The organism is Streptomyces sp. NPDC002513, assembly GCF_053595355.1.
The window spans coordinates 1-12,663 of record NZ_JBSFXK010000032.1 but is presented as its reverse complement, the minus strand read 5'-3'; the positions used below and the strand labels follow the sequence as shown (position 1 = coordinate 12,663).

Annotated in this window: 13 protein-coding genes; 9 read left to right on the top strand and 4 right to left on the bottom strand. The window is 70.8% G+C overall.

Translation table 11 applies throughout. The features are described from left to right. The first annotated feature begins 171 nt into the window (after positions 1-171). Positions 172-1,170, top strand: coding sequence for a TAXI family TRAP transporter solute-binding subunit (locus ACWD5Q_RS21070; protein WP_451428548.1), 999 nt, complete (start codon positions 172-174; stop codon positions 1,168-1,170). Positions 1,171-1,226: 56 nt separating this feature from the next. On the opposite strand, the gene ACWD5Q_RS21065 is transcribed toward ACWD5Q_RS21070, so the two are convergent. Both ACWD5Q_RS21065 and ACWD5Q_RS21060 read right to left on the bottom strand, forming a co-directional pair. After that, the gene (locus ACWD5Q_RS21065; RefSeq protein WP_451428547.1) at positions 1,227-2,651 is read right to left on the bottom strand and encodes an ATP-binding protein; all 1,425 of its coding nucleotides are present in this window, start codon (positions 2,649-2,651) and stop codon (positions 1,227-1,229) included. 4 nt (positions 2,652-2,655) lie between these two features. Beyond that, positions 2,656-3,348, bottom strand: a complete 693-nt coding sequence (locus ACWD5Q_RS21060; protein ID WP_451428546.1) for a response regulator transcription factor — start codon at positions 3,346-3,348, stop codon at positions 2,656-2,658. A gap of 386 nt (positions 3,349-3,734) precedes the next feature. Between ACWD5Q_RS21060 and ACWD5Q_RS21055 the strand changes: the two genes are divergently transcribed. From ACWD5Q_RS21055 to ACWD5Q_RS21020, 8 genes are all read left to right on the top strand, one after another. Further along, positions 3,735-4,511, top strand: coding sequence for an amino acid ABC transporter ATP-binding protein (locus ACWD5Q_RS21055; RefSeq protein ID WP_451428545.1), 777 nt, complete (start codon positions 3,735-3,737; stop codon positions 4,509-4,511). Between the two features lie 102 nt (positions 4,512-4,613). Next, complete coding sequence (locus ACWD5Q_RS21050; protein ID WP_451428544.1) at positions 4,614-5,453, top strand: glutamate ABC transporter substrate-binding protein; 840 nt, start codon at positions 4,614-4,616, stop codon at positions 5,451-5,453. A gap of 77 nt (positions 5,454-5,530) precedes the next feature. Beyond that, complete coding sequence (locus tag ACWD5Q_RS21045) at positions 5,531-6,196, top strand: amino acid ABC transporter permease (RefSeq protein WP_451428543.1); 666 nt, start codon at positions 5,531-5,533, stop codon at positions 6,194-6,196. Next, positions 6,193-7,077: an amino acid ABC transporter permease gene (locus ACWD5Q_RS21040; RefSeq protein WP_451428542.1), complete on the top strand. Its 885-nt coding sequence runs from the start codon at positions 6,193-6,195 to the stop codon at positions 7,075-7,077. Before ACWD5Q_RS21045 ends, ACWD5Q_RS21040 begins: the two co-directional genes overlap by 4 nt. 351 nt (positions 7,078-7,428) lie before the next feature. Beyond that, positions 7,429-9,105, top strand: a complete 1,677-nt coding sequence (locus ACWD5Q_RS21035) for an FAD-dependent monooxygenase (RefSeq protein WP_451428541.1) — start codon at positions 7,429-7,431, stop codon at positions 9,103-9,105. 159 nt (positions 9,106-9,264) lie between these two features. Continuing rightward, a complete protein-coding gene (locus ACWD5Q_RS21030) occupies positions 9,265-9,312 on the top strand; it encodes a hypothetical protein (protein ID WP_451428602.1) in 48 nt (15 codons plus the stop codon). Positions 9,313-9,383: 71 nt separating this feature from the next. Then, a complete protein-coding gene (locus ACWD5Q_RS21025) occupies positions 9,384-9,953 on the top strand; it encodes a cysteine dioxygenase (protein WP_451428540.1) in 570 nt (189 codons plus the stop codon). Beyond that, positions 9,950-10,351, top strand: coding sequence for a rhodanese-like domain-containing protein (locus ACWD5Q_RS21020; protein WP_451428539.1), 402 nt, complete (start codon positions 9,950-9,952; stop codon positions 10,349-10,351). The genes ACWD5Q_RS21025 and ACWD5Q_RS21020 overlap by 4 nt, the downstream gene beginning before the upstream one ends. Positions 10,352-10,563: 212 nt before the next feature. Here the strand turns inward: ACWD5Q_RS21020 and recX are convergent, their stop codons facing one another. Both recX and recA read right to left on the bottom strand, forming a co-directional pair. Beyond that, complete coding sequence (gene recX / locus ACWD5Q_RS21015) at positions 10,564-11,340, bottom strand: recombination regulator RecX (RefSeq protein WP_451428538.1); 777 nt, start codon at positions 11,338-11,340, stop codon at positions 10,564-10,566. Positions 11,341-11,343: 3 nt separating this feature from the next. Then, a complete protein-coding gene (recA, locus tag ACWD5Q_RS21010; protein WP_451428537.1) occupies positions 11,344-12,471 on the bottom strand; it encodes a recombinase RecA in 1,128 nt (375 codons plus the stop codon). Between the last annotated feature and the right edge of the window lie 192 nt (positions 12,472-12,663).

Below are 12,663 nucleotides of genomic sequence, written 5' to 3'. Positions count from 1 at the left end.
TCCCGTCGCGAGCCGTGTCCTTGAGAGCCGCCCCAGTCTAGGGGCGAGAGCCGGGGCCCGGCTCTCACGAGGGCGCGTGCGGGCCGCCGATGCGCGGGGAATGCTCTCCCGCGCGCCCGGCGCACCCCGCGCCCTGGTCAGGGGTGCGTGCGGCCTGGCAGGATCGCCCGCATGCTCCAGGCACTCCCCCGGATGAGCAGGCGCAGCGCGCTGCTGGGCTCGACGGCCGCCCTCGCGGTCGTCGGGCTGCTGCTGTGGTGGCTGCTGCCGATCGGCGAGGAGTCCCCGAGCGGCACGATCACCTTCAGTACGGGCACCCCGACCGGCGTCTACCAGAAGTACGGCACGCTGTTGCAGCAGGCCATCGCCAAGGACCTGCCGCGGCTGGACGTCCGGCTGCTGAACAGCGACGGCTCGCAGCAGAACGTGCGGCGGGTGGCGACCGGCCAGGCGGACTTCACGATCGCCGCGGCCGACGCCGTGGAGACCTACCGGCTGGGGAAGCAGCCGGGTGCCGGCCGGCTGCGCGGCTGCGCACGGCTCTACGACGACTACGTGCACCTGGTGGTGCCGCGTTCGTCTCCCGTGCAGTCCGTGGCGGACCTGAAGGGGCGGACCGTCGCCGTCGGACCGGACGGGTCGGGGGTGCGGCTGATAGCGGAACACGTGCTCGCCGCGGCCGGGCTGGACCCCGAGAAGGACATCACCGCCCTGTCCGACGGCATCGGGACCATGCCCGGCCTGCTGAAGCAGCACAGGATCGACGCGTTCTTCTGGTCGGGCGGACTGCCCACCAGCGCGATCACCCAGCTGTCGGACCGGTTCGGGATCCGCCTGGTGCCCATCGGCGGCGATCTGGTGGCGAAGCTGCACGCGCAGGGCGGCGCGTCGCGCTACTACCGGGCCGCGGTGATGCCCGCCGACGCCTACCCGGGTTCCGAACAGGGCTCCTCCGTGCAGACCGTGGCCGTCGCGAACCTCCTGATCACCCGGGAGGACATGAACGCGGACCTGACCGAGAAGCTCACCCGCGCGGTGATCGACAGCCGGGACCGGATCGGCGCCCAGGTGCACGCGGCCCAGCTGGTGGACCTGCGGACGGCGATCTACACGGATCCGCTGGAGCTGCACGAGGGCGCACGGCGGTACTACCAGTCGGTGAAGCCGTAGCCGGACCACCGGTCGGTGAAAGGGGAGCCGGACCAGTTCCCCCGCCCGCCCCGTCCTCACGAACCGGACGACCCGCTCGGGTTGGCTGTCCGCGGCACCGTGACCGTCACCTTCAGCCCGTGCGGCTCGTGGTGCGCGTACGCGATCGATCCCCCGCCCGCCGCCAGCAGCGTCCGTGAGATCGACAGCCCGAGTCCCGAGCCCTTGATGTTCTGGTGGGCCGCACCGCGCCAGAAGCGGTCCCCTACGCGGGCGAGTTCCTCGTCGCCGAGGCCGGGGCCGCCGTCGGTGACCACCACCGTGGCCCACTCGCCCTCCGCCACGACCGCGACCTCGACGCGCTCCCCCGCCGGAGTGAACTTCACCGCGTTGTCGATGACCGCGTCCAGCACGCTGGAGAGGGTGACCGGGTCGGCCCAGGCGGTGGTGGCCGGGCAGGTCCCGGTCAGCCGCACGTCCCGGGCCTCGGCGGCCGGACTCCAGGCCGCGACCCGCTCGGCGGCCAGCGTGCCCACGTCGGTGACCCGCAGGTCGGCCTCGGCGTGCTCGGCGAGCGCCAGATCGAGCAGGTCGTCGAGGACCTGGGCGAGGCGCTTGCCCTCGGTGCGCACCGAGGCGATCTCCTCGTTGCCCTCGGGCAGTTCGAGCGCGAGCAGTTCGATGCGCAGCAGCAGCGCGGACAGCGGATTGCGCAGCTGGTGGGAGGCGTCGGCGACGAACGCGCGCTGCTGCTCCAGGACTTCCTCGACGTTGTCCGCCATCTCGTTGAACGACCGGGCCAGGCGCCTAAGTTCCGGCGGTCCGCCGGCGGCGGCGACCCGGGACTTCAGGCGCCCGGTCGCGATGTCGTGGGTCGTCGCGTCCAGGACCCGTACGGGCCTGAGCACCCACCCCGTCAGTCGCAGCGCCGCACCCACCGCCAGCAGCATCGCGGCGATCTCCCCGGCACCGATGAGCAGCCAGCCGTGCAGGATCTTCGACCGCATCTGCCCGGTCGGCGAGTCGGTGACGACGACGGCGATGACGTCGCCGTCGCGGATGACCGGGGAGGCGACCACGAGCCGGGTCCGCTGCCAGGGCCACACCTGCTCCGGGTCGTGGCTGCGCCGCCCCAGCAGGGCCTCGTTGAAGGCGTCGCGGCCCTCGCCCTCCTGCGGCAGGAACCAGTCCTCCGGCGCGTTGGCCATGGGTACGTCGTCGCGGTAGAAGACACCGGCGCGGATGCCGTAGACGCTGTCGTACATGGCGAGTTCCTTGCGCAGGGTCTCACCGCGCTCGTCCTCGCCCCCCACCCGGGAACCGGTCGGGGGCCGGTCGGTGACGAACTGCGCGAGGGCCGCGAAGCGCGCCGTGTCGTCGATCCGGTCCACGACGACCCGCTGCTGCTGCGCGGCGGCGAGGCTCACCGCGAGCGGAACGCCGAGCGCGAGCAGCACGGCCGCCATCAGGACGATGAGCAGCGGAAGCAGACGTGCGCCCACCCCGTCACCGCTGGGCGGCCGGGGCGACGAGCCGGTACCCGACGCCTCGCACGGTCTCGATCAGCGCGGGCATCCGCAGCTTGGAGCGCAGGGAGGCGACATGGACCTCCAGGGTGCGCCCGGTCCCCTCCCAGCTGGTCCGCCAGACCTCGCTGATGATCTGCTCGCGGCGGAACACCACGCCCGGACGCTGGGCCAGCAGGGCGAGCAGATCGAACTCCTTGCGGGTCACCTGGACCACCGATCCGTCCACGCTGACCCGGCGAGTGGGCAGTTCGATGTGCAGCCGGCCGAGGCGCAGCACGGTCTCGGTGGCGCCGGTGTCGTCCAGGTGGGGGATGCGCCTGCTGACGGCATGGATGCGCGCGAGCAGCTCCCCGGTGTCGTAGGGCTTGACCACGTAGTCGTCGGCGCCGAGGTTGAGGCCGTGGATCCGGGAGCGTACGTCGGAGCGCGCGGTGACCATGATCACGGGGGTGTTGGTGCGCTTGCGGATCTTGCCGCAGACCTCGTAGCCGTCCTGGTCGGGCAGGCCCAGGTCGAGCAGGACGACACTGAAGCCCGCGCTCTCGGGGACCAGCGCCCGCAGGGCCTCCTCGCCGTTGCGGGCGTGTGTGACGTCGAAGCCGTGCCGCGCCAGCACGGCGGACAGGGCGGCCGCGACGTGGTTGTCGTCCTCGACGAGAAGCAGTCTCATGCCGGCCCCCTCCGGACTCTCGGTCTCACGATCCCCGTTCGCTGTCAGCCTGTACAGGAGTCGATGTCAGCCTGTCCGGAAGCCGGCCCGCGACCTGTACCGGAAAGCGTCATCCACGCGAAGCCGGAAGCGTCATCCATGCGAACGGATGCACGCGTGCGCGTGCACCATGGCAGTCACGCCGATGAACAAGGACGGCGTCAAGAGGGTTCCGGTTGCGGATGCCTTCCGTTATTCAGCCGGTACGCGGGCGGCATCGGGTGACTACGACAGGTGAACGACCGCTATCGGATCGTGATGCTCAGATCTCCCTCAGATGTAATGACGCTGGTCGGGCGGCGTCACTACTGTCCTCCGAAACCGAGTGAGGACGGAGCCAACCAGCAATGACCGAAGTATCGGTGGCCAAGGACTCGGTGGCCGCGACCGACGAACTGGTCGTCCTGAAGAGCGTCAACAAGCACTTCGGCGCGTTGCACGTGCTCCGGGACATCGACCTGACCATCACCCGCGGTGAGGTCGTCGTGGTCATCGGCCCCTCGGGGTCGGGAAAGTCCACCCTGTGCCGCACCATCAACCGCCTGGAGACCATCGACTCGGGCGAGATCCGGATCGACGGCAAGCCGTTGCCCCAGGAGGGCAGGGAACTGGCCCGGCTGCGCGCCGATGTCGGCATGGTCTTCCAGTCCTTCAACCTGTTCGCGCACAAGACCGTGCTCGAGAACGTGATGCTGGGCCAGGTCAAGGTCCGCAGGACGGACAAGAAGAAGGCCGAGGAGAGGGCGCGCACCCTGCTCGACCGGGTCGGCGTCGGCACGCAGGCGGACAAGTACCCGGCGCAGCTCTCCGGCGGCCAGCAGCAGCGCGTCGCGATCGCCCGCGCACTGGCGATGGACCCCAAGGTCATCCTCTTCGACGAGCCGACCTCGGCCCTGGACCCCGAGATGATCAACGAGGTTCTCGAGGTCATGCAGCAACTCGCCCGGGACGGCATGACCATGGTCGTCGTCACCCACGAGATGGGCTTCGCCCGCTCGGCCGCCAACCGGGTGGTGTTCATGGCCGACGGCCGCATCGTCGAGGAGGCGGTGCCGGAGCAGTTCTTCAGCAACCCGCGCAGCGACCGCGCGAAGGACTTCCTGTCCAAGATCCTGCACCACTGAAGGCCTCCTCGCGCCCCCTTCGCGGCCCGTTCACGGCCCCGGCGATCTGCGGCATCACGCCGCCACGACGTGTCTTTCCTCACCACCCAAAGGATGTTCACCATGAAGTTCCGTAAGGTCACCGCCGCCACGGCCGCCGTGCTCGCCCTCGCCACCGCCGCCACCGCCTGCGGCTCCGGCGACAAGAAGGACGGCGGATCGTCCTCCGCCGGCGGCAAGACCATCAAGATCGGCATCAAGTTCGACCAGCCCGGCATCGGCCAGAAGACGCCGCAGGGGTACTCCGGCTTCGACGTGGACGTCGCCACGTACATCGCCCAGCAGCTCGGCTACAACGCGGACAAGATCGAGTGGAGGGAGTCGAAGAGCGCCGACCGCGAGACCATGCTGCAGCGCGGTGACGTCGACTTCATCGCCGCCTCCTACTCGATCACCCCGGAGCGCCAGCAGAAGGTGGACTTCGCAGGCCCCTACCTGCTCGCCCACCAGGACGTGCTGCTCCGCGCCGACGACAACAAGATCAAGGCGCCCTCGGACCTGAACTCGAGGAAGCTGTGCTCGGTGACGGGTTCGACCTCGGCGCAGAACGTCAAGGACAAGCTCGCCCCGAAGGCCGACCTCCAGCAGTACCCGACCTACTCGGCGTGTCTGACGGGTCTGCAGAACGGCGCCATCGACGCGCTGACCACCGACGACTCGATCCTCGCCGGTTACGCCTCGCAGGCCGCCTTCAAGGGCAAGTTCAAGCTCGGCGGCTTCAAGATGACCAACGAGAACTACGGCATCGGCGTCAAGAAGGGCAGCGATCTCAAGGCGAAGATCAACACTGCCCTGGAGAAGATGGTCTCGGACGGTTCGTGGCAGAAGGCCGTGGACAAGAACTTCGGCCCCGCCAACTACAAGAACGAGCCCGCGCCGAAGATCGGCAACATCGTCCAGTAAGCAGGGCCTGACGACCGTGCGCCGCCCTCGGGGGGCGGCGCACCCGGCCTGTCCGACACGCGGAAGCGCGGGACCTCATGTTCGACTTTCTTGATCGCTACGACCTGCTGGGAGCGTTCTGGACGACGGTGCAGCTCGCCGTCCTCTCCGGGATCGGCTCCCTGATCTGGGGCACCGTGCTGGCCGCGATGCGGGTCGGCCCGGTACCGGTGATGCGCGGTTTCGGGACCGCCTACGTGAACATCGTGCGCAACATCCCGCTGACCGTGATCATCCTGTTCACCTCCCTGGGGCTCAACCAGACCCTGGGCATCACGCTCGGCGCCGCGAACTTCGACACCATCAACTTCCGGCTGGCGGTGCTCGGTCTGGCCGCGTACACCGCGGCGTTCGTCTGCGAGGCGCTACGGGCCGGCATCAACACCGTGCCCGTCGGGCAGGCGGAAGCGGCCCGTGCGCTGGGGCTGTCCTTCCCCCAGGTCCTGACGCTGGTGATCCTGCCGCAGGCGTTCCGCGCGGTCGTGGGCCCGCTGACGAACGTACTGATCGCGTTGACCAAGAACACCACGGTGGCGGCCGCGATCGGTGTCGCCGAGGCGGCCCTGCTGATGAAGAAGATGATCGAGAACGAGGCCCAGCTCCTGCTGATCTCCGGGGTGATCGGCTTCGGTTTCGTGTGTCTGACACTGCCGACCGGCCTGCTCCTCGGCTGGGTGGGCAAGAAGGTGGCGGTGAAGCGATGAGTTCCGTCCTCTACGACGCCCAGGGCCCCCGGGCCAAGCGGCGCAACGTCGCCTGGACCCTGCTGTTCCTCGCCGCCCTGGCCGCCCTGGCCTGGTGGGTGTTCACCAGCCTCGACGACAAGGGCCAGCTGGACTGGGAGAAGTGGAAGCCGTTCTTCGGCGGTACGGAGGCCTGGACGACGTATCTGTGGCCGGGTCTGCGGAACACGCTCGAGGCGGCGGTCCTGGCGATGCTCATCGCCTTGCCGCTGGGCGCGGTCCTGGGCATCGCCCGGCTCTCCGAGCACGCCTGGATCAGGGTCCCGGTCTCGATCGTGGTGGAGTTCTTCCGGGCCATCCCGGTCCTCGTTCTGATGATCTTCGGCAACGCCCTGTTCGCCGAGTACACGAACGTCACCACGGACGACCGCCCGCTGTACGCGGTGGTCACCGGCCTCGTCCTCTACAACGCCTCCGTCCTCGCGGAGATCGTCCGCGCGGGCATCCTGGCCCTGCCGAAGGGCCAGTCCGAGGCCGCGCTGGCGATCGGTCTGCGCAAGAACCAGGTGATGCGACTGGTCCTGCTGCCGCAGGCGGTCACCGCGATGCTGCCGGCCATCGTCAGCCAGCTGGTGGTGACCGTGAAGGACACGGCGCTCGGCGGCGCGCTCCTCACGTTCCCCGAACTGCTGTCCTCGGTCTCGCCGATGAGCGCCTACTACGGCGCCAACACCATCGCCAGCTTCACGATCGTGGCCCTCATCTTCCTCGTCCTCAACTTCGCGCTGTCGACGTTCGCGGGCCGGCTGGAGAAGCGGCTGCGGCGGGGCAGGAAGTCGACCGGAGCGGTCCTGCCGCCGGCGGCGGTCGGGGGCGCGGAGTCGACGGGCATCGCCGTCTGACGGTTCCTCAGTCAGTTCTGAGTCAGTTCTCAGTCGGTTCCGAATCGGTTCTCCGCCAGCCCTCCGCCGGTGCTGAATCGGTCCTCGGCCCGGTCCTCGGGCCGGTCCTGAACCGGTCCTCGGGCCGGTCCTGAACCGGTCCTCGGGCCGGTCCTCGGCCCGCCCCTCCGCCGGAGCGGCGGTTTCTCGAACCGCCTGTCTGCCAGGGCAGTGGCGTCACGCCACTGCCCTGCTCGCTTGACGGGGCGCAGCGGCAGTGGGTTGCATACGTTCTGTGATCGTGCACCCTGCTCCAACTGCCTGTTCCCGTACGTCCCTCAGGACACCGCTCCGGGCAGGGGGCACCGCGTCGTGGACCCGGTGATCATCGCGGGAGCGGGGCCCGTGGGGCTCGCGCTCGCGCTCGCGCTGGCGCGTCAGGAGGTGCCGTCCGTCGTCCTCGACGAGGGCTCCGGCACGGACGAGCAGCGGGCCGCGCGCACCGTCGTGCTGCGCGAGGACACCACCGCGCTGATGGAACGACTGGCCGGGGGGCCGCTCACCGGGGCCGGGCTGCGCTGGACCGGGTGGCGCTCGATGCGACGCAGGCAGACGACCCGGCAGGTCGTGTTCGCACCGGCCGGTGACGCGCAGGAGCACGGGGGCGGGTACGGCGCCGCCGAGAGCCGGAACCGCACGGCCGAGGAGCCCGAGGTCGCCGACGAGCCGGCTCCGCTGCACATCGCCCAGCATGTCCTTACCGGGCTCCTGCGCGCGGCCATCGCCCGCGAACGGCTGGTCGAGGTCGCGGTGGAGAGCCGGCTGGACTCCATCGAGCCGGAGCCGTCCGGTGTCACGGCACACACGCGCGGTCCTCGGGGCACCTGGTGGCGCGGCAGTTACCTCGTGGGCTGCGACGGCCCGCGCTCGACGGTGCGCAAGCTCCTGGACATCCGCTTCCCCGGACGCACGGCCGTGGAGCGCCATGCCGTGGCAGCTCTGCACGCCGAACTTCCCTGGCCCGGCGAGGCGTTGCTGCACCGGATGCCGCCGTGGCGGACGTCGGGTCCCCCGGTCGGCGAGATCAGCGCGCGCCCGCTGCCCGATGGTGTGTGGCGCCTGGACTGGCTGCTGCCGCCGGGCAAGGACCTGGTCACGCCGGAGCTGCTGGTGACCCTCGTCCGGGAGACGCTGGCCGGCTGGCACGGGGGCTCCACCCCCGCCTACGACCTGCTGGACACGGGCGTCCACACCGTCCACCACCGGCTCGCCCGCCGCTGGCGCGCCGGCCGGGTCTTCCTCGCCGGGGACGCCGCGCATCTGCTCGGCGCACTCGGTACCCAGGGCCTGGACGAAGGACTCAGGGACGTGGACAACCTCGCCTGGAAGCTGGCGTTGGCCTGGCACCAGGGCCCGCGCGAGACACTGCTCGACAGCTACCAGAGCGAGCGCCGCGCCGTGGTCGCGGCCCGGCTGCGCGCCACCGACCAGGCACTGCCGTTGCTGCGCGGCGGCGGACACCTGCGGTCCCTCGTTCCCGGGGCCGCGCGCGGCCAGGACGCGCTGCTCGCGGACGGCCATCTGGGGCGCGGGGTGCTGGGCGCGCCGGGCACCTACGCCGGCTCACCGCTCCAGCCCGCCCCGAGCGAGGCGCAGACACGGGTGGGCACCGAGCCCGGGGCGGCGGTCGCGGATGTGCGGGTGACGGCCGAGGACGGTTCGTTCGTACGGCTGCGGGACCGGCTGGGGCGCGGATCGCTGCTGGTGGTGCTGGTGGCGCCGGGCACCGGGGTGTGGGAGCGCAAGCACTGGGTGTCGGCGGGGATCATGCCCCGGCTGGCGGCGGCGGTGACGGCGCTGCCGCACCGCGCCGAACTGCTGGTGGCGGAGAGCTATCCCGGCGCGGCCGCCCACACGGTCCTCCTGATCCGCCCGGACGGCCACCTGGTGACGGCACTGAGCGGGGTACGGCCGGCGGACCTGTACCAGGCGGCTGAGACGACGCTGGGCTGCCCGGCGAAGGAACAGGCGGCGGCGAACGCGGGCTGAGGGCGTTCCGGGCGCGGCTGAGAGGCCGCGGAACGCCCTCCCTCGAGCACCTGGTCACCGTGAAGTCCACATAGTGACGGTGAGTTGACCGGTCGGTACCTCCATGGTGTACTCCCGATCGTGACCGACACCTGTGTGCACCTGTGGCGGAGGGTCCATATGGACCTCCTCCGCTATGCGGGCTGCGTGTGTCCTCCGTTCTGCTGATCTCGCTTCCTCCCCGCCCGCGCGCCGTCTCCAGCCACCGCGCGCCCCACGCGAACCCCAGGACGGTCCCGTTGTCTGTGCACCCCTCTGTCTCACCGGTCTCCCCCGTCCCGTCTCCCCCCGCCGCGTCGGTCTCCGACTCCGCTCAGGCACCCACCCAGGCCGAACTGCTCGACTTCGCGCGCCGGACGGCCGCCGACGCCGAGCTGGTCGCCTCACTCCCGCTCGATCCCGAGGGCCGTACCTGGGTACGGCTCGAGGGTCCCGGCGGCAGCGAGGCCTGGCTGATCGGCTGGCCGCCCGGCACGGGCACCGGCTGGCACGACCACGCCGACTCGGTGGGCGCCTTCGTCACCGCCTCGGGCGAACTGAGGGAGAACTCCCTCGCGGCCCGGCTGCCCACCGACGGCTGGAAAACCCTGGAACTCACCGAGGGGGTGGACCGCGAACGGCGACTGCCGGCGGGCAGCGGCCGCTCCTTCGGGCGGCACCATGTGCACGAGGTGCTCAACGAGTCCACCGACCAGCATGCGGTCTCGGTCCACGCCTACTATCCGCCCCTGCCGCGGATCCGTCGCTACAGTCGCACAGGGCCGGTCCTACGCCTGGAGCAGGTCGAGCGCCCGGAGGACTGGCAGTGACGTCTCCACCCGAAGGCCCCATAGGCATCGATGTGCTGCTGGAGCGGGTCCGTGAGGGCCTCGACCGCGTGGAGGCGCAGGAGGCGTACGAGGCCGTGCGCGCCGGAGACGCCCTGCTCGTGGACATCCGGTACGCGGCCCTGCGCGACCGCGACGGGCTGATCCCGGGCGCCCTCGTCATCGAGCGCAACGAACTGGAGTGGCGCCTGGACCCCCAGGGCAGCCACCGCGCCCCCGAGGCCACGAGCCACGATCTGCGCGTGGTGATCGTCTGCAACGAGGGCTATGCGTCGAGCCTCGCCGCCGCCTCCCTGCGCCAACTGGGCCTGCACCGCGCCACGGACCTGGTGGGCGGCTTCCAGTCCTGGAAGGCGGCGGGGTTGCCGGTGACGCCGTAGAGCACGGGCCTCCGAGCCCTGAACGCGATCGGCGCCCTCGCGCGTCCACCGTGTCCGGGGCTCGCGCTCCGTGCCCAACCCCACCGGACCGTATGACGCCCTCATGCCACCGGCCGCATCCCGCCGCGAGCCACCAGACCGCAGGGCGCCCCGCCCCACCGGGCGACATCACACCCCGGCCCCCACCCAACTGCATGACGCCCCCCGCCGGCTCAGAAATCCCCGTCCCCCAGCTCTTCCATGTCCTCCCCCTCGTCCTCCAGTGCCTGGCGGACCACCCGGAGGGCCATCCCCTCGGGGTAGCCCTTGCGGGCGAGCATGCCCGCGAGGCGGCGCAGGCGCTTGTCGCGGTCCAGGCCCCGTGTCGCGCGCAGTTTGCGGGCGACGAGTTCACGCGCGGTGGCCTCCTCCTGCTCGGTGTCGAGCTGTCCCACCGCTTCGTCGATCAGCGCGGAGTCCACGCCCTTGGTACGCAGTTCCCGTGCGAGCGCCCGGCGGGCCAGACCCCTGCCGTGGTGCCGGGACTCCACCCAGGCGTCCGCGAACGCACCGTCGTCGATGAGGCCGACCTCCTCGAACCGCGACAGCACCTCCTCCGCCACGTCGTCGGGGATCTCGCGCTTGCGCAGAGCGTCCGCGAGCTGCCTTCGCGTGCGCGGGCTCCCGGTGAGCAGGCGCAGACAGATCGCCCGCGCCCGCTCCACCGGGTCCGCCGGGGGCTCCGCTTTCTCGGCCCTCGACGAGAAAGCGGACCCTCCGTCCTGTGGGGCGCCGGCCGGTTCCCCGAAACCGTCCCGTCGCCCTCGTCCGCGTCCCCCACGCGCACGGCCGTCGCCATGCGGAGCGCCCGCCCCCTGGGCATCCGCGTCGTCTCGTATGTCGTCGTACGCCCCGTCGCCGTCCCCGACCGATCCCCCGTCACCCCGGCTCCCCCGCCCCTGCGGTGCCGCCGGGAAGGCGTACTCGGCCCAGTCGGTTCGTCGTGTCACGGGCTAGCTCTTGGCCGCCGGGGTCTTGGCCTTGGTCGTCCTGGCCGTCGACGCGGGCCCCGTCTTGGCGGTGTCCTCGGCCGCGGGCGTGCCACTCGCCGCGTCCGCACCCGGCTCGGCGGCGGGCTGCTCGGGACGCACGCCGACGCCCAGCTTCTCCTTGATCTTCTTCTCGATCTCGTTGGCCAGGTCGGGGTTGTCCTTCAGGAAGTTGCGCGCGTTCTCCTTGCCCTGGCCGAGCTGGTCGCCCTCGTACGTGTACCAGGCGCCGGCCTTGCGGACGAAGCCGTGCTCCACGCCCATGTCGATCAGGCCGCCCTCGCGGCTGATGCCCTGTCCGTAGAGGATGTCGAACTCGGCCTGCTTGAAGGGCGGGGCGACCTTGTTCTTGACGACCTTGACGCGGGTGCGGTTGCCGACCGCCTCGGTGCCGTCCTTCAGGGTCTCGATGCGGCGGATGTCGATACGCACCGACGCGTAGAACTTCAGCGCCCGGCCACCGGTCGTGGTCTCCGGGGAGCCGAACATCACGCCGATCTTCTCGCGGAGCTGGTTGATGAAGATCGCGGTGGTCTTCGACTGGTTGAGCGCGCTGGTGATCTTCCGCAGGGCCTGGCTCATCAGACGGGCCTGCAGACCCACGTGGCTGTCGCCCATCTCGCCCTCGATCTCCGCACGCGGGACCAGCGCGGCGACGGAGTCGATGACGATGAGGTCGAGAGCGCCGGAGCGGACCAGCATGTCCACGATCTCCAGCGCCTGCTCGCCGTTGTCCGGCTGGGAGAGGATCAGGTTGTCGATGTCGACGCCCAGCTTGCGCGCGTACTCGGGGTCGAGGGCGTGCTCGGCGTCCACGAAGGCGACCTGGCCGCCCGCCTTCTGCGCGTTCGCCACCGCGTGCAGGGTCAGGGTCGTCTTACCGGAGGACTCCGGTCCGTAGATCTCCACCACTCGGCCGCGGGGGAGCCCGCCGACGCCGAGGGCCACGTCGAGCGCGGTCGACCCGGTCGGGATGACCTCGATGGGCTCGTTGGACCGCTCGCCCATGCGCATGACCGCGCCCTTGCCGAATTGTCGTTCAATCTGCGCGAGCGCGGCGTCCAGGGCCTTCTCGCGGTCGGTACCTGCCATGGGTTCCACCCGGTTTGCTTGAGTCGATCGCTTCACGTCAAAGACGCTAACGCCTGCCACTGACAATGCGCCCTGACGCTCGTCCGGCCTGTGGATAAGAGGCCGCGCAGATAGGCGGCACGAGGCAGTCGCGACAGCAAGGCAGGCACAGGTCTGGGCGATCATGGAGTTGCGACGCTCTGTGATCACCGG